The sequence below is a fragment of the Thalassococcus sp. genome (assembly GCF_982780845.1).
Window position 1 is genome coordinate 46,708 of record NZ_CEYADA010000004.1, and the last position, 24,379, is coordinate 71,086.

Genomic DNA, 24,379 nt, shown 5'->3' on the forward strand with positions numbered 1-24,379 from the left:
TGCTCTTGGCTTGTGTTTTCTCAGCAGGTAAGAGGGGACAACAATTCTTTCGGCACGAGGTTCGGTGTGAGCAATCCTGATAGTTTCATTGATGAAGTGACCGAAGAAGTGCGTCGCGACCAGATGTACGCTTCACTGCGCAAATACGGCTGGATTGGCGTGCTGGCGGTTGCTTTGATCGTTGGCGGCGCGGCATGGCGCGAATATCAGAAAGCTCAGGAAACGGCAGCGGCACAGGCCTTTGGCAATGCGCTGGTTGCAGCTTTGGAATCAGAAACACCCGAAGATCGCATCGCCGCGTTGTCCGAGATTGATGCACCGACTGGCGCCGCCGAGTCTGTGCGGGCGATGTTGTTGGGCGCTGAACAGGCCGCATCAGATCAGGAAGCGGCGGCTGCAGATACCATGGCGCAAGTCGGCGCAAACACTGACGCCCCCGAGATCTATCGCCAAATCGCGACCTTCAAAGCTCTAAGCAAGAACGACAGCAATCTGTCCGCGGAAGACCGCCGTGCCGGTTTTGTGGCCATGACACAGCCGGGCCATCCGCTGCGTTTGCTGTCTGAAGAACAAATCGCCCTGATCGAGATTGAAGCAGGCGAAACCGAAGCCGCGATTGCGCGCCTTCAGGCAATTCTTGTTGATGATGAGGCCACGCAGGGCTTGCGCCGTCGTGCGACACAGTTGATTGTGTCGTTGGGCGGTTCGTTGGTCGCTGGAAGTTAATGCGACAAAAAAGAAACGGGAGCGGGGCAACTATGACAACAGGACTTAAGATATCCGTTGCAGTTTTCGGGCTTGGCCTGCTTTCGGCATGCTCGCAGAGCGATCCGATCCTGCCGGGCGAGCGTTTGGCACTGCGCGCGGGCGACACAGCTGCCGCTGCTGATACGGAAAACCGCGCTTTGGCGGCCAATCTGCCTGCTGCGGTATCCAACGGCCAATGGGCGCAAAGCCCTGTCAGTCCCTTCGCACGCACCACCCATGCCGCTCTGCAACTGCCGCTGCAGCAGGTTTGGTCCACGTCCATCGGTGATGGTGACAAACGCCGCAAGCGTTTGAATACGACGCCGGTATCGGATGGTGCGCGTATTTACACGATGTCCTCTGATCTGCGCATCACAGCGACCGATACCTCTGGTGCCGCGGTCTGGACCCATCAGCTTGAAACGCCGCGCGACAGCGCTGCCAGCGTTCAGGGTGGCGGTCTAGGTGTTGCCGATGGTGTACTGTATGCGACGTCAGGTCTGGGTCAGCTGACTGCACTGGAGGCTGCGACAGGGTCTGTTGTCTGGACACAGGATCTGGATACGGTTGCCACTGGCGCGCCGACGATTTCTGGCGGTCTGGTGTATCTGACGTCGGGCGATAACATCGGCTGGGCGATTGAAACAGACAGCGGTCGTGTTCGTTGGCAGATCGAAACTGTGGCCGATATCAACAACGTGGCCGGTTCTCCGGCGCCTGCGCTGGAAGGTGACCGCGTCGTGTTCGGCTTTGGCAACGGTCAAATCCAGACGACCTTCCGTCAAGGCGGCTTGTCCTTATGGTCCAGCGAAATTGCAGGCCAGCGCAAAGGCCGCGCGGTGAACACGGTTGGCGACATCACGGGTGATCCTGTAATCGCCAACGGCAGTCTTTATGCCGGCAACCACTCTGGCAGCATGGCAGGTTTCGACCTGTTTTCGGGCGATCGCAAATGGACTCTTGCCGAAGGTGCGCTGCACCAGCCATGGGTTGCGGGCGGATCTGTGTACTTTGTGTCAGACCTGAATGAACTCAAGCGTGTCGACGCAGAGACGGGCGAACAGATCTGGTCGGTCGAGCTGCCCGGTTGGGTGCCTTCGGCACGTCCGCACAAACGCCGCGATCGGTCTTACGTGAACTACGGCCCGATCCTGGCCGGTGGTCAGTTGATCGTTGCATCCTCGGATGGTGCGATCCGCATGTTCAACCCCGAAGACGGCGCATTGACTTCGCAAGTCGACATTCCGGGCGGCGCAACCACATCGCCCATCGTCGTCAACGGCACGCTTTATGTTGTGTCGAAGAAGGGCACACTTTTCGCGTATCGTTGATTGCCTGCAACCTGAACGGCCAGCCCATGTGATTGGGCTGGACATGGTTCCGGCAACGACGTAAACGCTGCGCCTTGATCAAGCTACGGAACCGAAATGTCATTCACACTCGCCATCGTTGGACGGCCCAATGTCGGAAAGTCCACATTGTTCAACCGACTTGTCGGCAAAAAGCTGGCGTTGGTGGATGACCAGCCCGGTGTCACACGTGACTTGCGTGAAGGTGCCGGCAAACTGGTGGATCTGCGCTTTACCGTGATCGACACCGCCGGTCTGGAAGAAGCGACGGATGAATCCCTGCAAGGCCGGATGCGCAAGCTGACCGAACGCGCGGTGGATATGGCCGATATCTGCCTGTTCATGGTGGATGCCCGCACGGGCATCACCCCGACCGACGAAGTTTTTGCCGAAATCCTGCGCAAGCGTGCCGATCACGTTTTGCTGGCTGCGAACAAGGCCGAAGGCCGCGCGGCTGAGGGCGGGGTGCTTGAAGCATGGAACCTTGGTCTGGGCGAACCGATCCCGCTGTCTGCGGAACACGGCGAAGGCCTGAACGAACTTTATTCCGCTTTGCTGCCTCTGGCCGAAGCCTATGAAGAAAGCGCAGCGGAAGCAGAGGAAGAAAGCCCCGAGGTTTCCGTCGAACTCGACGACGATGACTTTGAGGACGAAGACAACATCCCCATGCCTACGGCAAAAAAGCCGCTGCAGGTGGCCGTCGTCGGACGTCCGAACGCGGGTAAATCCACACTTATCAACCAGTTGTTGGGTGAAGACCGCCTGCTGACCGGTCCTGAGGCCGGGATCACGCGCGACGCGATTTCGCTGAATTTGGATTGGAAGGGCGTTCCAACCCGCATCTTTGATACTGCCGGTATGCGCAAACGCGCGAAGGTTCAGGAAAAGCTGGAAAAGCTGTCGGTCTCTGACGGTCTGCGTGCCGTCAAGTTCGCCGAAGTTGTTGTCGTTCTGCTGGACGCAGCCATCCCCTTTGAACAGCAGGATTTGCGGATTGCGGATCTGGCCGAACGGGAAGGCCGCGCGGTTGTCGTGGCGGTCAACAAGTGGGATTTGGAAGACGAGAAAAATGAAAAGCTGAAGGCATTGAAGGAAGCGTTCGAGCGCCTTCTGCCGCAGCTGCGCGGTGCACCTCTGGTGACGGTCTCTGCTCGGACCGGCCGCGGAATGGACCGCCTCCATGAGGCGGTAATGCGTGCGTACAGAACATGGAACGCACGTATTTCGACAGCGCGTTTGAACCGCTGGCTGGAAGGGATGATTTCATCCCACCCGCCGCCCGCGCCGCAAGGCAAGCGGATCAAGCTGCGCTACATGACGCAAGTGAAAACGCGTCCTCCGCATTTTGTGGTGATGTGTTCCCATCCGGACAAGTTGCCGGATAGCTATTCGCGTTATCTTATCAATGGCTTGCGTACCGACTTTGACATGCCGGGCACGCCCATTCGCCTGACCATGCGAGGCCAGTCGGACAAGAACCCGTACAAGGGCCGTCGCAAGACGAACGCCGGTGCCTTGACCAAGCATTTGGGTAAGAAGAAGCCCTGATTACGCGAACAAATTGAACGGCATAGGTTAGAGGGCTTTGCCCTCTCTTGTGCCTTTGGCACAATTCACTCCCAAGGTATTTCGGGACAGAAAATGCTGCTATTCGGTGTCGGTGCCACGCACTGCGAGAATCGCAAGAATTCCAATGACGCACAGGCCGGAAACGGCGATGTTCAATGGCTGGCTGTTGGACACGATGATACCGACCAGCGCCCAGATCACAGCGAGGCCATACTCGGGCGCTCGGTGCAGTGAAAATTGGATGAAAAGCGCGATGGTCAGGGCGAGAGCCAAAGAGACCAGTGCCGCCAGCGTGCCGTTCAGAATGCCGTAGCCTGCCAGCATGAGGCCTACGGAAACGCAGGATGCCGCTGTCAGCCAGCCCGCGTAGATGGCGACGGGCGACAGTTGTAGCCAGCGGTCTTCATCCCCCAGTTTGTATAACGCCATGACCGCTGTGCCCAGCATCAGCCAGATCATCACAGTGGCGACAGGGACCGACAGATTGGCAGCAGGGATCCACGCGGTGCCAATGACAAGACTTGCGGCCAGCCACGGACGGGCAGGCGCCCAGTCTTCGTCTGTTGCGCGACGGAACAGGCCGAAACCGGTTCCGATGATCAGCCAGAGGTAAATCAACCCCCAGATGGAAAACGCATAGCCCGCCGGTTGGACCGGCGGATTGTCTTGCGGGACAGGAAACTGATCCGGTGAGAACCCGTTAAAGCCATCTGACAGAAAGGGCGACGCCGCAAAGGCGAGCGCCGCTAATGCCGCCACAAAAGCCCAGAGTACTTTCGGAAAGTCCTGTTTGATCATTCAAGATGCCCCTCGGGTGTCAGGTGTGTTTTGCCACGCAACCAAGGATGCAACGCTTCAGGAAGCAAAACGGATCCATCTTCTTGTTGGCCGTTTTCCAGAACCGCGATCAGGCAGCGACCGACCGCAAGGCCGGAACCGTTCAGCGTATGGACAAATTCAGGCTTGCCACCGGCAGAGGGTTTAAAGCGCGCGTTCATGCGGCGCGCCTGAAAATCGCCACAGACCGAGACCGAACTGATTTCGCGGTATTTGTCCTGACCGGGCAGCCAAACCTCGATGTCGTGGGTACGGCGCGCGCCAAAGCCCATGTCGCCTGTGCACAGAACGACGGTTCGGTAGGGCAGGCCCAGCTTTTCCAGAATACCCTCGGCGCAGCGCGTCATGCGGTCCAGTTCTTCGCGGCTTTTGTTCGGATGCGTGACCGACACCATCTCGACCTTTTCGAACTGGTGTTGGCGCAGCATACCGGATGTGTCGCGACCCGCGCTGCCCGCCTCAGAGCGGAAACATTGGGTGTGGGCCACGTAGCGGCGGGGCAGGTAGTCTTCTTCGATCGTCACGCCGTTGACGATGTTGGTCAGCGTGACCTCGGCCGTGGGCACCAGCCACCAACCTTCGCGGGTCTGATAGCTGTCTTCACCGAACTTGGGCAACTGTCCTGTGCCGTACATCATCTCGTCGAGCACGAGGACAGGTGTCCATGTCTCGGACAGACCGTTTTCTTCGATATGCGTGTCCAGCATGAACTGGGCCAATGCGCGGTGTACGCGGGCGACGCCACCCGACAGCACGACAAAACGCGAACCGGACAGTTTGGCGGCGGTTTCGAAATCCATTCCCGGCTTTACGCCTGTGATTTCAAAGTGTTCTTTGGGTGCGAAATCAAAGCTACGTGGCGTACCCCATGTGTGCATCTCGACGTTGTCGTCTTCGTCTGCACCCTCGGGGACTTCGTCGTAGGGCAGGTTGGGGATGCCCATCAGCAGATCGTTCAGCTTTTCATCGAGCGCCTTGGCGTTGGCCTGCATTTCGGCCACTTCGGCCTTTTTGGCGGCAACTAGCGCGCGCAGGCGTTCGAATTCAGCCTCGTCACCGCTGGCTTTGGCCTTGCCGATTTCCTTGGACGCGCGGTTCTGATCGGCTTGCGCGGTTTCGGCGGCGTGGATCGCTGCGCGGCGCTCTTCGTCGATCGCGATGATTTCAGAGGAGACAGCGGCATTCCCACGACGAGACAACGCAGCGTCGAACGCAGCGGGGTTTTCGCGGATGGCACGGATGTCATGCATAGTCTTGCTCCTCTGACATGGTTGATGCGGCGCGGTATGCCCCGAATCCATCAGGAATAGAAGCGGTTTCAGCAGGCGGGAATTTGATGGTTTCAGTCCTGCAACAGAGGCCCGCATCCGGAAACCGCGATATAAGTTGGTTCGCCGTATGCGGGAAAGCGCGCCAACCAAGCAGAACAGGGGTCAGGCGACCTTGCAAAGCGCTAACGCAGCCCATAGGTTCCCCGCAAAATTGAGGCGGCCGCCTCTGACCAACCAAAGGAGTCGCCCCATGGAAGGCAACGCATTCGCGCAATTCGTCCCCCTTATTCTGATCTTTGCGATTATGTATTTTTTGCTGATCCGTCCGCAGCAGAAAAAGATGAAAGAACATCAGAAAATGGTCGAGGGCCTGCGCCGTGGTGACGTCGTTGTCACGCAGGGTGGTCTGATCGGTAAAGTGGTCAAAGTGAAAGAAGCTAACGAGATCGAAGTTGAACTGGCAGAAGGCGTAAAAGTTCGCGTTGTTCAGTCCACAATTTCTCAGGTCATGTCCAAGACAGAGCCGGCAGATAGCTGATCTTACCCTGATCCAATAAAAAGGCGGCATTTATGTTGCAAATCGATACATGGAAACGCGTCCTGATCTGGAGCGTTCTTGCCCTCGGGGTGATCCTGTCACTACCCAACGCGTTTTACACCCGTGTCGAACAGCACAATGATGCCGTCACTGCCATCGAACGGCAGGGCGAGACGGAAGAACGTCTTGCCGCTGCTGAAAGCTGGCCGTCTTACCTTCCGTCGGGTCTGATCAACCTTGGTCTGGACCTGCGCGGCGGTGCGCACCTTCTGACAGAAGTGCGTGTTGAAGACGCATACGCGTCGCGGATGGAGGCCCTGTGGCCCGAAGTTCGCGATGCGCTGCGTCCGCTTCGCTCCGAAATCGGTACGATCCGACTTCAGCAGGGCGATCCTGCTGAGCTGCGGGTCAAAATCTCTCAGCCGGAAGGAATGGCCACCGCTTTGGCCGAGGTTCGCAAACTGGCTGCGCCTGTTGTGTCCGTTGCTGCAGCTGGTGAAACCGATATCGTTGTAACGGGTGAAGATGACGATCTGGTCGTCCGTCTGTCCGAGGCTGAACAGCGCGCGACAGATGATCGTACACTTAGCCAGACGCTGGAAATCATCCGTCGCCGGATTGATGAGGTCGGCACACGCGAACCGACGATTCAGCGTCAGGGATCTGACCGCATTCTTATTCAGGTGCCGGGCATTGGGTCTGCGGCAGAGCTGAAAGAAATCATCGGCACCACCGCGCAACTGACCTTCCAACCGGTGGTTCGCCGCGCCGCAAACGCCGAGGCTGACGCGGGCGTTGGCAATGAAGTCCTGCCGTCTCTGGATGAAGGCGATGGCTTTTACGTTGTCGAGAAGGCGCCAGTTGTGACGGGCGAGGAACTGGTTGATGCACAGCCGAGCTTTGACCAGAACGGGCGTCCTGCGGTCAACTTCCGCTTTAACACATCGGGTGCCCGTAAATTCGGCGATTACACTGCTGAAAACATCGGTGAACCCTTTGCCATTGTTCTGGATAACGAAGTGATCAGCGCGCCTGTCATTCAGGCGCACATCGCGGGTGGTTCCGGCATTATTACCGGTAACTTCAATGTCGAAGAAAGCACCAAGCTGGCCGTTCTGCTGCGTGCAGGTGCGCTGCCGGTAGGTCTGGACTTTCTTGAGGAACGGACCATTGGCCCGGAACTGGGGCAAGACAGCATTGATGCAGGTAAAGTCGCCTGTATGGTGGCAGGTGTCGCCGTTCTGGCCTTTATGTTTTTCAGCTATGGTCTGTTCGGTTTCTTCGCCAACATCGCGCTGATCCTGAACATCGCGATGCTGTTTGGACTGCTCAGCCTGATCGGCGCTACTCTGACGCTGCCGGGTATTGCAGGTATCGTTCTGACAGTCGGTATGGCCGTCGACGCGAACGTGCTGATTTTCGAACGTATCCGTGAAGAACTGAAAACCGCCAAAGGCCCTGCGCGTGCCATTGAACTCGGGTACGAAAAGGCGCTGTCGGCGATTGTGGATGCGAACATCACAACGATCATCACGGCGATCATCCTGTTTGTAATGGGGTCGGGCCCTGTGCGTGGTTTTGCGATCACCTTGGGCTTTGGCATCATCACATCCGTGTTCACCGCCATCTACGTGACACGCTTGTTCGTAACCATGTGGTTCGAACGCAAGCGTCCCAAAACCATCGTCGTATAGAGGATCAAACACATGATGCGTATCAAGCTTGTTCCTGAAGACACGAACTGGGACTTCTTTTCCAAATCCAAAATCTGGTTGGGGATTTCGATCTGTATGATCGTGATCGCTTTCGGGTCGTTCATGCTTCAGGGCCTGAACTTCGGGATCGACTTCCGCGGCGGTACAACCGTCCGGACAGAAAGCACGCAAGACATTGATGTCGGTCAGTACCGTACTGCGCTGGCAGAACTGGAACTTGGGGATGTTGTCATTTCCGAGGTTTTCGATCCGTCCTTCCGGGAAGACCAGCATGTCGCCATGATCCGGATCGAGGCGCAGGAAGATCAGGAAGCCGTACAAAGCGACGTTATCGCCAGTATGCTGACCGCGCTGCAAACCGTGGCGCCGGATATCAAGTTCACCTCGGTCGAAAGCGTTGGGCCGAAAGTGTCGGGCGAGTTGATCAAAACAGCGTCGCTTGCTGTGGTTGCGGCGATTGCGGCGGTTTTGATTTATATCTGGCTGCGCTTTGAATGGCAGTTCGCTTTGGGCGCGGTTCTTGCGCTGGTTCACGACGTGGTGCTGACGATTGGCGTCTTTTCGGAACTGCAAATCCGGTTTGATCTGGCCATCATTGCGGCGCTTCTGACCATCGTGGGCTATTCGCTGAACGATACTGTGGTCGTGTTTGACCGCGTTCGTGAAAACCTGATCAAGTACAAGAAGCTGGACCTGAAAGAGGTCCTGAATATGTCGATCAACCAGACACTCAGCCGGACCTTGATGACCTCGGTCACAACGCTGATCGCGCTTATTGCGATGTTCGTTCTGGGCGGGGACGTGATCCGTGGTTTCATCTTTGCGATGATCTGGGGCATTTTCGTCGGTACATATTCGTCGATTTTTGTGGCCTCTGCGCTTCTGAATGTCCTTGGCGTCAAGCGTGACTGGACAAAGACCGACGGAAACGCGGGCACGCAGTTCTCGGGTATCGATGCTTGATTGGATGCCAGCGGCGTTATCGCCGCTGGATCTTACCTTGCTTGTGGCCCTTATGGGGGGCGCAGGTGTGGTCTACGGATTTGCGGGCTTTGGATCAGCGCTGATCTTTCTGCCGATCGCCGCGATTCTTATGCCGCTGGAAACAGCGATTGTTGCCTTTAATATCGGTGCATTGGCCTCGGTCGTCTCGGTCTTTCCGGCGGCGGTAAGGCAGGTCGACAAAACGGCAGTGTCCATTCTGATTGGCGCGTCCCTGATCACAGTTCCCATTGGACTGATTTTTCTGAAAGCGGGCGATCCCATCGCGTTGCGTTGGGGCGTGGTGATTGCGACCTTTCTGACGCTCGTGGCGCTTGTTTCAGGCTGGCGCTATTCCGTCACGCCTACCAACGGTGTGCGCGCGGCTATCGGTGCGGCGACAGGGCTGTTGGGTGGGGCGACGGGCCTGATGGGCCCCATCATGATTCTCTTTCAGCTTTCCGGACAGTCAGGCGCGGCGCAGGCACGGGCGAACACGCTGGTATTTCTGACGACGACAAGCTTTCTTGTGCCACCGATTTACTGGCTGAACGGTCTTTTGACCGCCGAGGCGCTATATCTTGGCGCGATCTTATGGGTGCCCTATGCAATAGGCACCCAAATTGGGGGCAAGATATTCAACCCCATGCATGAGCGACTTTACCGATGGGTGGCCTATGTGGTTATTCTGTTGGCAGTGATCGTGGGTCTGCCAGTAGACATCGGGGGTTTCTAGAATGCGGTTGAACGAAATTACCTACACCGACGCAAAGCCGGTCGATGGTTACGGCCCAGGCTTTTTCCGTGTCGCAGGCAAGGTCCAAGAGGGCAACCTGTTGCTTTCACATACCGGAGTGGCCACGTGGGGCGGCTTGGATGATGTTGAAACCCTGTTGCCGTTGGCGGGCCAGATCGACGTTTTGTTTGTGGGCACAGGGCAGGAAATCCGCCATCTGCCCGCGGCCGTTCGCACCGCGCTTGAACAGGCAGGCATTGGTGTTGAAACCATGAATTCGCCGTCTGCCTGCAGAACGTACAATGTGCTTTTGTCCGAAGGTCGCCGCGTCGCGCTGGCTGCCGTCGCGGTGTGATAAAGGGGCGCAACATCCATATGCTGCTTTCGCTTTGCGCATTGCACGGGTAAGCCTTGGCGCATGATCCTGACGGCCAACAATCTTAGCGTATCTCGGGGTGGCGTGACCTTGCTGGAAAACGTGTCATTCACGTTGTCAGAGGGGCAGGCGTTGATCATCCGCGGCCCGAACGGGTTGGGGAAAACGACCTTGTTGCGCACGGTGTCGGGGTTGCAACCGGTTGAGGAAGGTTCGGTCGAGGGTGAGGAAAACATCGCTTACGCAGGCCATGCTGACGGTTTGAAGGCGACGTTGACCGTCACGGAAAACCTGCGGTTCTGGGCGGCTATCTTTGGCACGACAGATATTGAACCGGCTTTGGAAGGGTTCGACCTTATCCAACTGCGGGACCGTCTAGCAGGTAACCTGAGCGCGGGGCAAAAGCGCCGCTTGGGCCTGGCACGTTTAATGGTAACCGGACGCAAGCTGTGGGTTTTGGATGAACCTACGGTATCTCTGGACACAGCTTCGGTCGCGTTGTTTGCCGATGCGGTGCGCAGGCATCTGGCATCCGGCGGTGCGGCCTTGATGGCGACCCATATTGATCTGGGCATTCCTGAAGCAGAAGTTCTGGAGCTGTCGCAGTTCAAGGTTACGGCCCCCAAACTCAGCCAGTCAGACGAGGCGTTCCTGTGATTGCGCTGCTGATCCGTGATCTTCGTCTGGCCGTGCGTGCAGGTGGCGGCTTTGGCCTTGGTCTATCGTTCTTTCTCATCGTTACAGTGCTGGTTCCGTTCGGGGTTGGGCCGGAGACCGAGCTTCTGTCGAAAATCGCCCCGGGTATCCTGTGGATAGGCGCGCTTCTGGCGTGCTTGCTGTCTCTGGATCGTATCTTTGCGCTGGATTTCGAAGACGGCAGTCTCGATCTTCTGGCGACAGCACCGGTGCCATTGGAAGGTGCTGTTCTGGTTAAGGCGGTGGCCCATTGGCTGACATCAGCATTGCCCTTGGTCGTCGCCGCGCCAATGCTCGGCATCCTGCTTAGCCTGCCTCAGCAGGGCTTTTTCTGGGTGTTCGTGTCGTTGTTGCTGGGCACACCGGCGCTGTCAGTCATTGGCACCTTCGGGGCTGCTTTGACTGTCGGGATAAAGCGTGGCGGATTACTGCTGTCCTTGCTGGTTCTGCCCTTGTACGTCCCGACCTTGATCTTCGGGGCCGAGGTCGCGCGCCGTGGGGCTGAGGGCTTGGCTGTCGAAACGCCTTTGATGCTGCTGGCCGGTATCAGCCTTGGTGCCTTGGCCTTTTTGCCCTTTGCGGCAGCAGCAGTGCTGCGGATGAACCTGAGATGAGCCGTTTTCGTGGACAAAACCCGCGTGGATGTGATTTGTAACCACCCGATACAGGGAATATGAGACGCCTATGTCGATCTGGGAATACGCCAATCCGGTCAAGTTCTTACGCTTGACCGATAAGCTCTTACCACCGCTCGCGATCTTGTCGATCGTGACGCTGACAATCGGTTTGGTTTGGGGCTTCTTCTTTACACCTGATGACTTCCGCCAGGGATCTACGGTTAAAATCATCTATCTGCATGTGCCAGCCGCTTTGATGGCGATCAACGCGTGGCTGATGATGCTGGTGGCTTCTTTGGTTTGGATCGTGCGCCGTCACCATGTGTCTGCTTTGGCGGCCCGCGCCGCAGGGCCCGTGGGCGCCGTGATGACCATAATCGCGCTGGCAACCGGCGCGATCTGGGGCCAGCCCATGTGGGGGACGTGGTGGGCGTGGGACCCGCGCCTGACGTCGTTCCTGATCCTGTTCTTGTTCTACCTTGGCTACATCGCCCTGTGGGAAGCGATTGAAGACAGCGATACCGCTGCAGACCTGACATCGATCCTGTGTCTGGTGGGATCGGTTTTTGCTGTTCTGTCGCGCTACGCGGTCAACTTCTGGAACCAGGGCCTGCATCAAGGCGCGTCTGTCATGCGTGCTGGCGCTATTGCCGGTGACACCGAGGAACGGGTCAGCAATGTCTTTGCCATACCGCTGTTCGTCAGCATGGCAGGGTTCTTTCTGTTGTTTTTGGCTTTGGTTCTGTTGCGCACCCGTACAGAAATTCGGTCGCGCCGGATCAAAGCGCTGTTGACGAAGGAGCGTGCAGCATGATGCCCGAACTTGGTAAATACGCAGGCGCTGTTCTGTCGTCCTACGCTGTATCCTTGGTCTTGCTGGCCGTTCTGGTTCTTCTGAGCCTGATGCGTGCTCGCAAGGTGAAGGCGGAACTTGATCGGATTGAAAATCGGAGCAATTACAATGGCTAATGGCCGCTTGTTGATGTTTTTGCCGCCGCTTATTTTTGCGGGGTTTGCAGGGCTGGCCTACTTCGGCATGCAGCGCGAAGACCCTCAGGGACTGCCCTCGACTCGCGAAGGTCAGATCGCACCCGCGATTACGTCCGAGGCGCTTCCGGGCTATGATGCCGTGACCGAAGACATGCTGAAATCTGGCGAGGTGACGCTGGTTAACTTCTGGGCCAGCTGGTGCCCACCTTGCCGTGCCGAACATCCCAAGCTGCTTGAGATGCAGGAACAAGGCGTGCGGATTATCGGTGTGAATTTCAAGGATCAGGCCGAGCCTGCGTCGTCCTACCTGCAAGACAGTGAAAACCCGTTTATCGCAGTGGCCTATGACCCGCGTGGTCGTACAGCGATTGATTGGGGCGTCACAGCGCCGCCAGAGACGTTCATCGTAGACGGTGAAGGGAAGGTGGTCCTGCGTTTCACGGGTCCACTGGTCGGGACAGATTTCGAGACGCGGTTCTTGTCCACGCTTGAAGCGGAACTGGCCGCTCAGTAGACGGTGGTCTGAGACTCGCACACGGCATCGACGTGATGTGTGCACAACGGGTTCAAAGGCTCTGGCCGGATATCACTGGCCAGCGCAGCACCCACTGCCAACAGCAGTAATGCGACACCTTGTAGAACCGTCAAAAGTTTCATGCCTGTCTTCATCCCGTTTTGTTACCGGTACCATTTGGGTAGTTTTTTCCGGATGTGAAGCTGTTGGATCTATTGAACAGCAGAAAATCAGCCGGTGAGCAGTTAATTGCCTGCGGGACGATTGCGATTTCGATAAAACGTCGAAGAAATAGGCACTCATAATATAAAAAGGACCGCGCGTAATGCGCGGCCCCTTCTTTTCATTGGTGGCGTCCCGTAGGACGCCCCATTTGGCTTACGACGCAGCCAGGTTGCGCAGCACGTAGTGCAGAACGCCACCGTGTTCGACGTATTCTTTCTCGATCGCTGTATCGATGCGGCACTTTAGGTCGATGGTCTTGGAAGAACCATCTGCAAAAGTGATTTCGCACGGTACGATCGCGCCGGCTGTCACTGTGTCCAGACCTTTGATCGAAACAGTTTCGTCACCTGTCAGACCCAGCGATTTACGTGTGTCGCCGTTGGTGAACTCGAACGGGATAACACCCATACCAACCAGGTTGGAACGGTGGATACGTTCGAAGTTTTCAGCGATCACAGCCTTAACGCCCAGCAGAGCTGTACCTTTGGCCGCCCAGTCACGGGACGAACCCGCGCCGTACTGTTCACCACCGAAGATCACCAGCGGTGTGCCCGCTGCCTGATATTCCATCGCGGCGTCATAGATCGACGTCTGTTCGCCGTTCGGGCCTTTGGTGTAGCCGCCTTCAACGCCGTCCAGCATTTCGTTCTTGATGCGGATGTTGGCGAAGGTGCCGCGCATCATGACTTCGTGGTTACCACGGCGCGAACCGTAGGAGTTGAACTCACGCACCGGAACCTGACGGTCGATCAGGTACTGACCCGCGGGTGTGGTTTCCTTGAAGGAACCAGCAGGCGAGATGTGGTCCGTTGTGATCATGTCGCCCAACAGCGCCAGAACGCGTGCACCTTCGATGTTTGTGATAACACCGGGTTCCTTGGACATGCCTTGGAAGTAGGGCGGGTTCTGAACGTATGTGGACGATGCCGGCCAGTCGTATGTTTCAGCGTCTGTGGTTTCAACCGACTGCCACTTTTCGTCGCCTTTGAAGACGTCCGCATACTTGGACTGGAACGCTTCGCGTGTGACTGTTTTTTCGACCAGCTCTGCCACTTCTTGGGTCGTGGGCCAGATGTCTTTCAGGTAGACGTCTTTGCCGTCAGCAGTCTGAGCAATCGGATCGTTGGCCAGATCGATGTTCATTGTACCAGCAATTGCGTAGGCAACGACCAGCGGCGGGGATGCCAGGTAGTTTGCACGTACGTCGGGCGAGATACGGCCTTCGAAGTTACGGTTACCGGACAGAACCGATGTCGCCACCAGATCGCCTTCGGCAATCGCTTCGGAGATCTCTTTCTGAAGCGGGCCGGAGTTACCGATACATGTGGTACAGCCGTAACCAACAAGGTTGAAGCCAACCTTGTCCAGATCTTCCTGCAGGCCAGCGGCCTCAAGGTAGGCGGATACAACCTGCGAACCCGGTGCCAGCGATGTTTTGACCCAAGGCTTGCGATCCAGACCCAGCGCCGCGGCTTTGCGCGCCACCAGACCCGCGCCGATCATGACGTAGGGGTTGGATGTGTTGGTGCAGGATGTGATCGACGCGATCACGACCTTGCCGGATTCCATTGTGTAGTCTTCGCCAGCGACGGGAACTTCTTTGCCCAGCGGACGTTTGAAGGTTTCTTCCATCTCTTTGGCGAATGCTGCCTTGGCGTTGTCCAGCGCAACGTAGTCCTGCGGACGCTTCGGACCGGAGATCGCGGGAACGATTGTGCCCATGTCCAGGTGCAGCGTGTCTGTGTAGATCGGTGCATAGTCCGCACCACGCCAGAAACCGTTTTCTTTCGCGTAGGCTTCGACCAGTGCGATACGGTCTTCTTCACGGCCTGTGTTACGCAGGTAACGCAGTGTTTCGTTGTCGATCGGGAAGAAGCCACATGTCGCACCGTATTCCGGCGCCATGTTCGCGATTGTCGCGCGGTCCGCCAGCGGCAGACGATCCAGGCCTTCACCGTAGAATTCGACGAACTTGCCAACAACGCCCTTGGCGCGCAGCATTTCAACGACTTTCAGAACAAGGTCGGTACCGGTGGTGCCTTCAACCATCGAACCTGTCAGCTCAAAGCCGATAACTTCGGGGATCAGCATCGAGATCGGCTGACCCAGCATCGCGGCTTCGGCTTCGATACCGCCAACACCCCAGCCCAGAACGGCTGCGCCGTTGACCATGGTTGTGTGGCTGTCTGTACCAACCAGCGTATCCGGATAGGCAACTGTTTCGCCGTTCTGGTCAGTGTCTGTCCAAACGGTCTGCGACAGGTATTCAAGGTTTACCTGGTGACAGATGCCTGTGCCCGGGGGAACAACGCGGAAGTTGTTGAACGCGTTCTGGCCCCACTTGAGGAATGTGTAACGCTCGAGGTTGCGTTCATATTCGCGGTCAACGTTCATCTGGAACGCGCGCGGGTTGCCGAATTCGTCGATCATAACCGAGTGGTCGATGACCAGATCAACGGGGTTCAGCGGGTTGATCTTTTGTGCGTCGCCACCCAGCGCCTTGATGCCGTCGCGCATCGCAGCAAGGTCAACAACTGCCGGAACGCCGGTGAAGTCCTGCATCAGAACGCGGGCAGGGCGGTATGCGATTTCACGTGCGGTTTTACCGCCGTTCGCGGCCCAGTCGGAAAACGCCTTGATGTCGTCGACGGAAACGGTTTTTCCGTCTTCGAAACGTAGAAGGTTTTCCAGAACCACTTTCAAAGCGGCGGGCAGTTTCGAAAAATCACCAAGTCCCGCTTCCTGAGCTGCTGGGATCGAGTAATAGGCGACACTCTGAGTGCCGGCCGTCAGCGTCTTACGCGTCTTGGCGGTATCCTGGCCTACTGTGATGGGCATGAATTGCCTCCTGGCTTGGGGTGGATGGTATTGGCTTGGATGCTATCTGCATCAAGCTGGCGATGCGTTCAAGAGGGTGAATCGCAAAATGTATACCATTGCACACAGAAAAATGCAGTTTCTTTCTGACGGGCCCCGTTAAAGTCGATCAAACACCATCGCAAAACCTTGATTGGTTATTTCAATCGGCTTCATCTAGGAAAGTTCCGACCAACACAGGACCGAATTAATGCGCTTTGTCAGACATGCTATTGCGGCTGCCGCGATGTCCCTTGCCGGAGTGGCTCAGGCGGACGACTCGATGGTGGTTGTCGAACTGTTTACATCGCAGGGATGTTCATCCTGTCCTCCAGCGGACGCGTTGCTGAAAGAGCTTTCCAAGCGCGATGATGTCATCGCATTGGCCCTTCATGTGGACTACTGGGACTATATCGGTTGGAAGGACGACTTTGCTGATTCCAAGCATGTCGAGCGTCAGAAAGGCTATGCGCGGGTCGCTGGCCGCCGGTCTATTTACACACCGCAGATGATCATCGATGGCACAAACGATGTTGTTGGCAATCGCGCCAAAGATGTCGAAATGCTGATCAATCGTCACAAAACCGATCAGGCGACAGTGGCCTTATCGTTGGATCGGTCCGGCGATACGGTGACTGTTCAGGCAGAACGTTTGTCGGGCAGTGGTCCGCTGGATTTGCACTTTATCCGTGTCGATCCCGGTGAGACGGTTCAGATCAAGCGTGGCGAAAACTCTGGTAAAACAATCGATTATAGTCAGATTGTGACGGATTGGACCGCACATTCCGGTTGGTCCGGCACAGGCAGCTACACGGTCGAATTTTCCGCAAAAGGCGATGATGCCGTGGTTGTTCTGGCACAGGAGCCGGATCACGGCTCCATCTTGGCGGCGGCCCGCTTGCGCTGACGCTTGGGTTTCCAACGGCGGTGAATCCAGAACCACTGTTTGGGATCCTTATAGATCCGTGCTTCCAGACGCTTGGTAACTTCTTCCATCATGGCCACCGGATCGCCGTGTGCGACGGGGGCTTCGAAAACCACGTCAAAACTGACGCCATCTTTCTTCCGGATACCAAAAAACGGCACCAGTAGCGCGCCGGTTTTCACGGCGATTTCGGCAGCGGACGTGAGCGTCGGGGCGGGGCGCCCGAGAAAGTCGATCTTGGCACCGGCGCTGTCGTAGACATCGAACAACAACACGGCCATTCCGCCTTCGCGCACGTGTTTGACCAAGCCCATCGTTCCGCGACGTCCCTGTTCAAAAACGGGGCCAGAGAGCGCGTGCATGTTCTTGGCATAGTGGTCATTGAAGAAGGCGTTTTTCATCGGGCGGTAGAGACCGCCGATCTGAAAACCGCGCGAAACCAGTGCCGCGCGCGGGGCTTCGAAGTTGCCGTAGTGGCCTGTGACAAATAGTACCGGCTGCCCTTCGGCCTTGGCTTTTTCCACTGCGGCCAGCCCATCGCCCTTGATTTCGGCGTTGGACATGCGGCGCAAAAGCCCCTTCACATCGTAGTTTTCGATCATTGTCCGGCCGGCGTTATCGGCGACGGCATCCGCGATGTGGCGTTTCTGGGCCATGTCCATTTCGGGCCAGACGTGGGTCAGATTGTCGATGGCGCGTTTGCGGTATCCGGCCAAAGGGGCCACGACTTTGGACACAAGTTTGCCCATAACGAGCAGGCGGAACCGCAAAGGCAGGCGTAGGGTCAGCCAGATCAGACTGCGCATCACGCGGTCCACGGCCCAGTCCTGCCAGGTGCCGGTTGGTTTATCTGCCTCTGATTGCGTCACGTCCTGCATCCGAATTGAAGCGCGGTCAGGTGGTGATAGGTGCAACAGCAGCTCAGCACAAGGTTAGGGCGGTGGGCGTCAGGTTTCGACGGCGCGGAATTTGATCTCGCCTCGGTTTGCCATTTGCTTGATCGCCGCAACAACCAACATCTGAGCCTGCTCGGTCTCTTCTTCGGACGGTGTGCCCAGATCGACCATTTCTTCGCGAATAGATTCCGACATGCGTTTGGAAAGGTTTGACAAAATAAAGTCGACGCTTTGTCTGTCTGCATCCGATTTCGCACCGGCCAACGCGACGATGAGCCTTTCAGCCTCCACATCGCGGGTGATTTTCGACGCATCCATGGGGTCAAGCCGTTCTGCGATATGCGCAAACGTAAAGATTGATTGCCGTACTTCTTCGGCGAAATCCCGATCCATTTCTTCGATCCCGCTGAGCAGACTGCTGCGCGTGTCGTTTTTGGTGATGTTCAGGATGTCGCCCAACCGCGCGCCGGGATCGCGGGCAAAGGCGCGGGGGCGTTCTTTTTGCGCTTCTGCCATCAGGGTCTGACCGATACGGCGCACGGTATCGGGTGTGATGTCTTGCGTGCGCGATACTGCCAGCGAAACCGCACGGGCGCGATCACCGGGAAGCGACGAAACGAAATCGGCAGCCTTCGTGATTTCAAGTTTCGACAGAACGACGGCGCAGACTTCGATGCTTTCAGAAACAAGAAGCGATTTCAGATTCTCGATGGGCATTTCGTTGATCGCGACCCATGGATCATCGGATACATCGAACCCCATGGATTGCCGCACGCTGCGGGCAGCGCCGTCGCTGATTTTGCCCTGAAGTGACTCCATCGCCTGCTGCATTCCATAAGGAAACGACAGCCCGACCGAATCCAGTTCTTCTGCAAATTCGCGCATCACCGCATGCAGCGTATCGCGGCTGATATAGCGCATTTTGCCCAGTTGTTGGGTCAGTTGAGCCTGCAGACTGTCGGGCAAGTCGGACAGGGGCACATCGGCACCTTCATTGACCAGATATTGCACAACGATCGCGGCCTTTGCCTTGCGCGACAAAATCGGCCGGTTGGCAGGTTGGATCGGGGCGGGGGCCGATGGATCAGGTCGGCCAAGTTGTGCGGCTTGGGTCATTTGTGCGCTCCTGTCTTGTGATCAAGCTAGGAGCGGTCGGTTAATTTTTACTGATAAATCGTGATACCAGCGCACGAAAAAGGCGGCCTGTCGCCGCCTTGATCTGTCAAATTTTAATTAGCTGCTGATGACCTTGCAGCTTCCGGATTCAGCGTCGTATTCCGATCCTTCCGCGCATGTCATCGCTTGATCCGAATGGCCCGAGCAAGCCGCAAAACCGGCGACCGTGGTAGAAAGTAACAAGGCAAAAGCAGTAAGTGTCGTTCTGAACATTTATTGAAGCCTCCATGCTGATCCTGAAAAGGTAGCACGAAGGTTCAATTCTTCAAAATCACAAAGACGGGCAGGTGGGGGCGGGCCTTACAAGCCTGCTTTTTCGTCCGCGCCGATCATCAGATTCAGGTTCTGAACAGCAGTGCCGGAAGCGCCTTTGCCAAGGTTGTCCAGTGTCGCTGTCAAAGTGATGATGCCTGCCTGTTCATTGCCGTGCACCGCAATTTCCATGCGGTTGGTGTTGTTCAGGCGCGTGGCGTCGATGCGGTCGGGGGCAGGGACCACCGATACGAAAGCGGCGTCTGCATAGAATGCAGCGCAGATATCGTTGATCTCGGCCATCGTCACTGCTTTGGGCAGATGCGCGACGTGCAGGTGCAGTTGCACGATCATACCCTGGGCGTAGTTGCCAACAGCAGGCTGGAACGCTGGCTGACGGGTCAGGCCACCGTACTGCATGATTTCCGGCACGTGCTTGTGGCTTTGGCCCGCTGCATAAAGGAAATGATCGGCGGCAGTGCCGTCTTCGAATTCCGCAATCAGGCTTTTGCCGCCACCTGTGTAACCGGAAACACCGGTCAGAACGACGGCCGTGTCGGCGTCCAGAACACCTGCATCCCGAAGGGGACGGATCAGCGAAATCGAGCCCGTGGCATAGCAACCGACGTTGGCGATGCGATCCGATTTGGCGATCAGATCTTTTTGGCCCGGAAGCTCCGGCATGCCATAAACCCAATCGGGGTTAATCCGGTGGGCGGTTGACGCGTCGATAATCCGGGTGTTGCCACCGGCCAGTTCAACGGCCTCAATCGCGGCCTGATCAGGCAGACAGAGGATAGACACGTCAGCCGCTGCAAAGGCCGCAGCCCGTGCTTCGGGATCTTTCCGAAGGTCATGTTCAACCGAAACCAGTTCAATGTCCGAGCGGTTTTCAAGACGCTCGCGAATTTGCAGCCCAGTTGTGCCTGCTTCGCCGTCAATGAAAACCTTAGCCATTGTTCCTGTCTCCGTTTGAATAAAGCGCGCCCGACAATCAGGGCGCGCTTGTGGGCGTCTTTACTCGCCAAACACCCGTTTGAAAATAGTGTCGACGTGTTTGGTGTGGTAGTCCATGTCGAATTTTTCGTTGATGCCGTCTTCGCCAAGCGCTGCAACAACGTCCGTATCAGCCAGAAGCTGTTCACGGAAATCAACACGTTCTTCCCATACTTTCAGCGCGTTACGCTGAACCATAGAGTATGCGTCTTCACGGCTGACACCTGCTTGTGTCAGGGCCAGAAGTACGCGCTGGCTCATCACCAGACCCGGGAACTTGTTCATGTTGTCCAGCATGTTTTCCGGGAACACGAGCATTTTGTCGATCACGCCTGTCAGACGGGCAATCGCAAAGTCCAGTGTGATGGTCGCATCAGGGCCGATCGCGCGTTCAACCGACGAGTGGCTGATGTCACGCTCGTGCCAAAGCGCGACGTTCTCCATCGCCGGAATAACGGCCATGCGCACCAGACGGGCCAGACCTGTCAGGTTTTCGGTCAGAACGGGGTTTTTCTTGTGCGGCATCGCCGACGAGCCCTTTTGACCCATCGAGAAGAATTCAGCACCTTCCAGAACCTCGGTTCGCTGCATGTGGCGGATTTCGATGGCGACGTTTTCGATCGAAGACGCAATCACACCCAGTGTCGCAAAGAACATTGCGTGACGGTCGCGCGGGATAACCTGTGTGCTGATCGGCTCGGGCTTCAGGCCCAGCTTTTCGCAGACGTGCTCTTCTACACGCGGGTCGATGTTGGCGAATGTGCCAACCGCGCCGCTGATCGCGCCTGTTGCGATCTCTTCGCGGGCCAGTTTCAGACGCGCAAGGTTGCGGTCCATTTCGGCGTAGAAGCGGGCAAAGGTCAGGCCCATTGTTGTGGGCTCGGCGTGGATGCCGTGGCTGCGACCGACGCGAACAGTGTTCTTATGCTCCATCGCGCGTTTCTTCAGTGCGGCCAGCAGGCCTTCCATATCTTTGATCAGGATGTCGGCGGCGCGCACCAGCTGAACGTTCAGACATGTGTCCAGAACGTCAGACGATGTCATGCCCTGATGGACAAAGCGTGCTTCTTCAGAACCTACGTGTTCCGCAAGGTGCGTCAGGAAGGCGATGACGTCGTGCTTGGTGACGGCTTCGATCTCGTCGATACGGGCCACGTCGAATTCGACATCCTTGGCTTTCCAGACGGCATCAGCGTTTTCCTGCGGGATCACACCAAGGGCAGCTTGTGCATCGCAGGCGTGTGCCTCGATCTCGTACCAGATTTTGAATTTGGTTTCTGGGGCCCAGATGGCCACCATTTCCGGACGGGAATAACGAGGGATCATTGCGCGAGGCCCTTTCCTGACTTGTCATGACGTTTGCGCGGGTCATAGACTGCAAGTGCAGCATCGACAAGAGAGGCCTTACTTTTGGGGGCATCAGAAACCAAATCGCGACCACAGCAAACCGACGTTCCGACGTCTCTTGGCGATTTTGTGGGTCGTTGGGTGCTTAGCCGGCGCATCAATGACAGGCTGACCGGACAAATCGGGCGCGTGTCCGGCGTATTGATCATGTCCGAATGCCCAGAGGGCCTGTCCTACCGCGAAGAAGTGACCGTTCTAATTCCCGGTCAACCAGCGATGGACGGAACGCGGGAATACCTTTGGAAGGATGCGGGCGATAGTGTCGATGTGCATTTTTCCGACGGGCGCTTTTTCCATCGCTTCAAGCTGGGACAGGCGACGCCACATGCCGAACATTGGTGCGATCCCGATCAATACGATGTCGAATATGACTTTAAAGACTGGCCTGTATGGGGCGCGACTTGGATCGTTAAGGGCCCGCGCAAAGACTATAAAATGTCGTCGCTTCTAGTGAAGGAAGCGCGGCGAAAGGAAGCGGGTGGCACCTAAGGCGGGTTGCTCGTTTGACTTTTGTGGTGCACATAACGCCACAACCGTTTGAAAATGGTAGGTAGGAGACTTCTAATGAACACTGTTCTGAACCGGAATGTCCTTGTAGACATGTTCGGCGCCACAGAAGGTACCGCACTGCGCGCAAAGCAGGCTCTTCTGGTCGTTGCGGGCATCGCAATGCTTGCGATTGCTGCAAAAATCAAAATCCCGATGTGGCCGGTTCCGATCACAATGGGCACATTCGCCGTTCTGACAATCGGTGCGGCCTATGGTGCACGCCTCGGCTTTGTCACCATTCTTGGCTACATGATCATCGGTGCGCTTGGCTTTGATGTTTTCGCCGGTTCCTCGGCTGAAAAATTCGGCCTCGAGTACATGATGGGCGGCACAGGCGGCTATCTGGTCGGCTACGTTCTGGCAACTGTTGCTCTGGGCATGTTTGCCCGCGCCGGTTGGGACCGTTCCGCCGGTCGCATGGGCATCGCAATGCTGGTCGGCAACGCGCTGATCTACGTTCCGGGCCTGATCTGGCTGGGCATGTTGTACGGTTGGGACAAGCCGATCCTGGAATGGGGCCTGACACCGTTCCTGGTTGGTGACGCACTTAAACTGGCTCTGGCAGCGATCATTCTGCCTGCTGCATGGAAGCTGGTTGGTCGCGCACGCGGCTAATTATCCAGAAATTTCTGAAAAGGGCGCGTTGGCAATCGCTTACGCGCCCTTTTTGTGTCTAGTCTTTGGCTATGACAGCGACTCATATCTTTCAGAAAACGATCCCCTACGACCCGCGTGTGCACCGCAAATTACCCGGTATCCAGCCGTTGAACGATGCGCCGTGGTTGATGGTGGATGACGCCTATGCTGCGCAGATGGCTGAACGGGATCGCCTGATCGCTGAAACGCCGGATGTCGTCATCGCGCGTGTCGATGGCTTTGAGGCGGAAGAACAGGAACTGTTCGACGCAGTTCTGAACAATCTGCCAGAGGGATTTCAACGGAACGATGATACGGTCACGCGGCCCGATGGTGTTACCATCACGCTGGATCGTAGCGCGCCAATCCGCACGCTGGGTCAGATCGTGCAAGAGGATCTGTGCCTACTGACAAAGCCGGAGGGGGCAGAGGAGCACATTCTGATATCGGCTGTCCTGTGCTTTCCCGCGCGTTGGAGCATACGCGCAAAGATTGGCAAACCGTTGATCCCGATTCATGCGCCTGTGGCCGAATACAATGGTGACATTGCCAAGCGGGTACAGCGGTTGTTCGACGGGATTCAGCCGGGTCGCCCGGTCTGGCGCTACAACAAACTGTGGGATGAAGACCCGACATTGCATCAACCCATTCCCAGCAAGGAACACCCGAAATGGGTTCGTGAATCAGCACCCTTCTTGCGATCTGAAAGACAGTGTCTGATACGGCTGCCGGAAACCCGCGCCATTCTGTTTTCGATCCATACCTTTGTGATCGAGCGCGCGGGTGTTGAGGCCCAATGGGGCAAGAATGTGACGGAATCTACTTAAATTAGCTCTTTCGGATACGACGAAAGGCTCGTTTTACCAGCGATTTCTTTGACGTGTCAGGTGATTCCTTCCCACCTGTCGACGCCCACGATTCGCTGTGTGTCCCGCTAGTTTCACCAGCATCTGCATCACCCAGATCGGTTTCACGGAAAAGACGGGCAAGGTTTTCTTCGACTTCGTCGACCTCGGCGGATTGGCCTTCCATCTCATGCTGCTGGATGTTGATCCCGCGTTTCGGGGACACGTAGCGCATGGAATTCTGGAACTCTTGCGGTGCCAGCTTGATCGACGGTTGAAGCCATTCAACGGCGCTGACTTCGACCAATGTCGATGCGCGCAGAACAATGTCTGCGAGAATGCGGGCCATTGTTTCTGGATCGGGTGATTTATGGCCGCGACGACGCCCCATTTGAAAGCTGACATGTGCGCCTTCACCAGGAATTTTCTGGATTTCGACCTTTACCATCAACCGTTCGCTTGCGACGGCCCCATGCGTAACAGACGCTTTTGCGCTGCCGCCGTCACGTTCCGAAAGAACGACTTTAGCGCAGCGCAAAAAGCGCTCGAGGGTCACACCCTCGGCAGTGGGAATGTGGAGTCCGGCGAACGGACGAGATGGCGGTTGCATGGCGGTCTCGCGAGCAAAATAAGACGAAGACCAGAATTTTGTACGTTACAAATATGGCCTTAACTGTCGA

The 24,379-nt window shown here is 56.8% G+C and carries 26 protein-coding genes; 17 read left to right on the plus strand and 9 right to left on the minus strand.

The genetic code is table 11. The features are described 5' to 3' along the window. Positions 1–66 precede the first annotated feature (66 nt). The 3 genes from AC4FIA_RS05710 to der all read left to right on the plus strand — a co-directional run bounded on the left by AC4FIA_RS05710 (position 67) and on the right by der (position 3,644). Positions 67–726: a hypothetical protein gene (locus tag AC4FIA_RS05710; protein WP_490365044.1), complete on the plus strand. Its 660-nt coding sequence runs from the start codon at positions 67–69 to the stop codon at positions 724–726. A 32-nt stretch (positions 727–758) separates the two neighbouring features. After that, complete coding sequence (locus tag AC4FIA_RS05715) at positions 759–2,078, plus strand: PQQ-like beta-propeller repeat protein (protein WP_490365045.1); 1,320 nt, start codon at positions 759–761, stop codon at positions 2,076–2,078. A 96-nt stretch (positions 2,079–2,174) separates the two neighbouring features. Further along, positions 2,175–3,644: a ribosome biogenesis GTPase Der gene (gene der, locus AC4FIA_RS05720; protein ID WP_490365046.1), complete on the plus strand. Its 1,470-nt coding sequence runs from the start codon at positions 2,175–2,177 to the stop codon at positions 3,642–3,644. A gap of 99 nt (positions 3,645–3,743) precedes the next feature. Here der and AC4FIA_RS05725 read toward each other — a convergent pair whose 3' ends face one another. Both AC4FIA_RS05725 and serS read right to left on the minus strand, forming a co-directional pair. Next, entirely contained in the window at positions 3,744–4,463 is a 720-nt protein-coding gene (locus AC4FIA_RS05725) for a TspO-related membrane protein (protein ID WP_490365047.1), read from the minus strand. Further along, complete coding sequence (serS, locus tag AC4FIA_RS05730; RefSeq protein WP_490365048.1) at positions 4,460–5,752, minus strand: serine--tRNA ligase; 1,293 nt, start codon at positions 5,750–5,752, stop codon at positions 4,460–4,462. The genes AC4FIA_RS05725 and serS overlap by 4 nt, the downstream gene beginning before the upstream one ends. Positions 5,753–6,023: 271 nt before the next feature. Between serS and yajC the strand changes: the two genes are divergently transcribed. From yajC to AC4FIA_RS05780, 10 genes are all read left to right on the plus strand, one after another. Further along, positions 6,024–6,311, plus strand: a complete 288-nt coding sequence (yajC, locus tag AC4FIA_RS05735) for a preprotein translocase subunit YajC (protein ID WP_490365049.1) — start codon at positions 6,024–6,026, stop codon at positions 6,309–6,311. A gap of 32 nt (positions 6,312–6,343) precedes the next feature. After that, the gene (gene secD, locus AC4FIA_RS05740; protein ID WP_490365050.1) at positions 6,344–8,005 is read left to right on the plus strand and encodes a protein translocase subunit SecD; all 1,662 of its coding nucleotides are present in this window, start codon (positions 6,344–6,346) and stop codon (positions 8,003–8,005) included. Between the two features lie 15 nt (positions 8,006–8,020). After that, a complete protein-coding gene (gene secF, locus AC4FIA_RS05745; RefSeq protein WP_490365220.1) occupies positions 8,021–8,989 on the plus strand; it encodes a protein translocase subunit SecF in 969 nt (322 codons plus the stop codon). After that, a complete protein-coding gene (locus AC4FIA_RS05750) occupies positions 8,982–9,743 on the plus strand; it encodes a sulfite exporter TauE/SafE family protein (protein ID WP_490365051.1) in 762 nt (253 codons plus the stop codon). Before secF ends, AC4FIA_RS05750 begins: the two co-directional genes overlap by 8 nt. Before the next feature lies 1 nt (position 9,744). Next, positions 9,745–10,098 carry an Mth938-like domain-containing protein gene (locus AC4FIA_RS05755; RefSeq protein ID WP_490365052.1) on the plus strand — a complete coding sequence of 118 codons (354 nt, stop codon included), beginning with the start codon at positions 9,745–9,747 and terminating at the stop codon, positions 10,096–10,098. Between the two features lie 63 nt (positions 10,099–10,161). After that, complete coding sequence (gene ccmA, locus AC4FIA_RS05760) at positions 10,162–10,776, plus strand: heme ABC exporter ATP-binding protein CcmA (RefSeq protein WP_490365053.1); 615 nt, start codon at positions 10,162–10,164, stop codon at positions 10,774–10,776. Beyond that, entirely contained in the window at positions 10,773–11,429 is a 657-nt protein-coding gene (ccmB, locus tag AC4FIA_RS05765) for a heme exporter protein CcmB (RefSeq protein ID WP_490365054.1), read from the plus strand. The genes ccmA and ccmB overlap by 4 nt, the downstream gene beginning before the upstream one ends. A gap of 70 nt (positions 11,430–11,499) precedes the next feature. Further along, entirely contained in the window at positions 11,500–12,246 is a 747-nt protein-coding gene (locus AC4FIA_RS05770; RefSeq protein WP_490365055.1) for a heme ABC transporter permease, read from the plus strand. Beyond that, positions 12,243–12,401 (plus strand): heme exporter protein CcmD, encoded by a 159-nt coding sequence (gene ccmD / locus AC4FIA_RS05775; RefSeq protein ID WP_490365056.1) that lies wholly within the window; start codon positions 12,243–12,245, stop codon positions 12,399–12,401. The genes AC4FIA_RS05770 and ccmD overlap by 4 nt, the downstream gene beginning before the upstream one ends. Continuing rightward, a complete protein-coding gene (locus AC4FIA_RS05780; protein WP_490365057.1) occupies positions 12,394–12,936 on the plus strand; it encodes a DsbE family thiol:disulfide interchange protein in 543 nt (180 codons plus the stop codon). Before ccmD ends, AC4FIA_RS05780 begins: the two co-directional genes overlap by 8 nt. On the opposite strand, the gene AC4FIA_RS05785 is transcribed toward AC4FIA_RS05780, so the two are convergent. Then, on the minus strand, positions 12,930–13,079 hold the full coding sequence (locus AC4FIA_RS05785) for a hypothetical protein (protein ID WP_490365058.1): 150 nt from the start codon (positions 13,077–13,079) through the stop codon (positions 12,930–12,932). The genes AC4FIA_RS05780 and AC4FIA_RS05785 overlap by 7 nt on opposite strands. A gap of 235 nt (positions 13,080–13,314) precedes the next feature. After that, entirely contained in the window at positions 13,315–15,999 is a 2,685-nt protein-coding gene (gene acnA / locus AC4FIA_RS05790) for an aconitate hydratase AcnA (protein ID WP_490365059.1), read from the minus strand. Positions 16,000–16,228: 229 nt separating this feature from the next. Here acnA and AC4FIA_RS05795 point away from each other — a divergent pair, with 229 nt between their 5' ends. After that, entirely contained in the window at positions 16,229–16,924 is a 696-nt protein-coding gene (locus AC4FIA_RS05795) for a DUF1223 domain-containing protein (protein ID WP_490365060.1), read from the plus strand. Here AC4FIA_RS05795 and AC4FIA_RS05800 read toward each other — a convergent pair. The 4 genes from AC4FIA_RS05800 to purB all read right to left on the minus strand — a co-directional run bounded on the left by AC4FIA_RS05800 (position 16,888) and on the right by purB (position 21,588). Further along, positions 16,888–17,811, minus strand: coding sequence for a lysophospholipid acyltransferase family protein (locus AC4FIA_RS05800; protein ID WP_490365061.1), 924 nt, complete (start codon positions 17,809–17,811; stop codon positions 16,888–16,890). The genes AC4FIA_RS05795 and AC4FIA_RS05800 overlap by 37 nt on opposite strands. Before the next feature lie 78 nt (positions 17,812–17,889). After that, positions 17,890–18,954, minus strand: a complete 1,065-nt coding sequence (locus AC4FIA_RS05805; protein ID WP_490365062.1) for a FliG C-terminal domain-containing protein — start codon at positions 18,952–18,954, stop codon at positions 17,890–17,892. Positions 18,955–19,314: 360 nt separating this feature from the next. Then, positions 19,315–20,223, minus strand: coding sequence for an N-acetyl-gamma-glutamyl-phosphate reductase (gene argC, locus AC4FIA_RS05810; RefSeq protein WP_490365063.1), 909 nt, complete (start codon positions 20,221–20,223; stop codon positions 19,315–19,317). A gap of 60 nt (positions 20,224–20,283) precedes the next feature. Further along, positions 20,284–21,588, minus strand: coding sequence for an adenylosuccinate lyase (gene purB / locus AC4FIA_RS05815; RefSeq protein WP_473031224.1), 1,305 nt, complete (start codon positions 21,586–21,588; stop codon positions 20,284–20,286). 84 nt (positions 21,589–21,672) lie between these two features. On the opposite strand from purB, the gene AC4FIA_RS05820 reads away from it, so the two are divergent. From AC4FIA_RS05820 to AC4FIA_RS05830, 3 genes are all read left to right on the plus strand, one after another. After that, complete coding sequence (locus AC4FIA_RS05820; protein ID WP_490365064.1) at positions 21,673–22,158, plus strand: DUF6314 family protein; 486 nt, start codon at positions 21,673–21,675, stop codon at positions 22,156–22,158. Between the two features lie 75 nt (positions 22,159–22,233). After that, positions 22,234–22,833, plus strand: a complete 600-nt coding sequence (locus AC4FIA_RS05825) for a biotin transporter BioY (protein WP_490365065.1) — start codon at positions 22,234–22,236, stop codon at positions 22,831–22,833. 71 nt (positions 22,834–22,904) lie between these two features. After that, positions 22,905–23,681: a heme-dependent oxidative N-demethylase family protein gene (locus AC4FIA_RS05830; protein ID WP_490365066.1), complete on the plus strand. Its 777-nt coding sequence runs from the start codon at positions 22,905–22,907 to the stop codon at positions 23,679–23,681. A gap of 1 nt (position 23,682) precedes the next feature. On the opposite strand, the gene AC4FIA_RS05835 is transcribed toward AC4FIA_RS05830, so the two are convergent. Further along, positions 23,683–24,309 (minus strand): hypothetical protein, encoded by a 627-nt coding sequence (locus AC4FIA_RS05835; RefSeq protein WP_490365067.1) that lies wholly within the window; start codon positions 24,307–24,309, stop codon positions 23,683–23,685. Positions 24,310–24,379 lie beyond the last annotated feature (70 nt).

Excerpts from the sequence above, each read along its gene's own strand:
- AC4FIA_RS05715 (WP_490365045.1), top strand. The coding sequence starts at position 759 with ATGACAACAGGACTTAAGATATCCGTTGCAGTTTTCGGGCTTGGCCTG.
- der (WP_490365046.1), top strand. The coding sequence starts at position 2,175 with ATGTCATTCACACTCGCCATCGTTGGACGGCCCAATGTCGGAAAGTCC.
- AC4FIA_RS05725 (WP_490365047.1), bottom strand. The coding sequence starts at position 4,463 with ATGATCAAACAGGACTTTCCGAAAGTACTCTGGGCTTTTGTGGCGGCA.
- serS (WP_490365048.1), bottom strand. The coding sequence starts at position 5,752 with ATGCATGACATCCGTGCCATCCGCGAAAACCCCGCTGCGTTCGACGCT.
- yajC (WP_490365049.1), top strand. The coding sequence starts at position 6,024 with ATGGAAGGCAACGCATTCGCGCAATTCGTCCCCCTTATTCTGATCTTT.
- secD (WP_490365050.1), top strand. The coding sequence starts at position 6,344 with ATGTTGCAAATCGATACATGGAAACGCGTCCTGATCTGGAGCGTTCTT.
- secF (WP_490365220.1), top strand. The coding sequence starts at position 8,021 with ATGCGTATCAAGCTTGTTCCTGAAGACACGAACTGGGACTTCTTTTCC.
- AC4FIA_RS05750 (WP_490365051.1), top strand. The coding sequence starts at position 8,982 with ATGCTTGATTGGATGCCAGCGGCGTTATCGCCGCTGGATCTTACCTTG.
- AC4FIA_RS05755 (WP_490365052.1), top strand. The coding sequence starts at position 9,745 with ATGCGGTTGAACGAAATTACCTACACCGACGCAAAGCCGGTCGATGGT.
- ccmA (WP_490365053.1), top strand. The coding sequence starts at position 10,162 with ATGATCCTGACGGCCAACAATCTTAGCGTATCTCGGGGTGGCGTGACC.
- AC4FIA_RS05770 (WP_490365055.1), top strand. The coding sequence starts at position 11,500 with ATGTCGATCTGGGAATACGCCAATCCGGTCAAGTTCTTACGCTTGACC.
- ccmD (WP_490365056.1), top strand. The coding sequence starts at position 12,243 with ATGATGCCCGAACTTGGTAAATACGCAGGCGCTGTTCTGTCGTCCTAC.
- AC4FIA_RS05780 (WP_490365057.1), top strand. The coding sequence starts at position 12,394 with ATGGCTAATGGCCGCTTGTTGATGTTTTTGCCGCCGCTTATTTTTGCG.
- AC4FIA_RS05785 (WP_490365058.1), bottom strand. The coding sequence starts at position 13,079 with ATGAAACTTTTGACGGTTCTACAAGGTGTCGCATTACTGCTGTTGGCA.
- acnA (WP_490365059.1), bottom strand. The coding sequence starts at position 15,999 with ATGCCCATCACAGTAGGCCAGGATACCGCCAAGACGCGTAAGACGCTG.
- AC4FIA_RS05795 (WP_490365060.1), top strand. The coding sequence starts at position 16,229 with ATGCGCTTTGTCAGACATGCTATTGCGGCTGCCGCGATGTCCCTTGCC.
- AC4FIA_RS05805 (WP_490365062.1), bottom strand. The coding sequence starts at position 18,954 with ATGACCCAAGCCGCACAACTTGGCCGACCTGATCCATCGGCCCCCGCC.
- argC (WP_490365063.1), bottom strand. The coding sequence starts at position 20,223 with ATGGCTAAGGTTTTCATTGACGGCGAAGCAGGCACAACTGGGCTGCAA.
- purB (WP_473031224.1), bottom strand. The coding sequence starts at position 21,588 with ATGATCCCTCGTTATTCCCGTCCGGAAATGGTGGCCATCTGGGCCCCA.
- AC4FIA_RS05825 (WP_490365065.1), top strand. The coding sequence starts at position 22,234 with ATGAACACTGTTCTGAACCGGAATGTCCTTGTAGACATGTTCGGCGCC.
- AC4FIA_RS05830 (WP_490365066.1), top strand. The coding sequence starts at position 22,905 with ATGACAGCGACTCATATCTTTCAGAAAACGATCCCCTACGACCCGCGT.
- AC4FIA_RS05835 (WP_490365067.1), bottom strand. The coding sequence starts at position 24,309 with ATGCAACCGCCATCTCGTCCGTTCGCCGGACTCCACATTCCCACTGCC.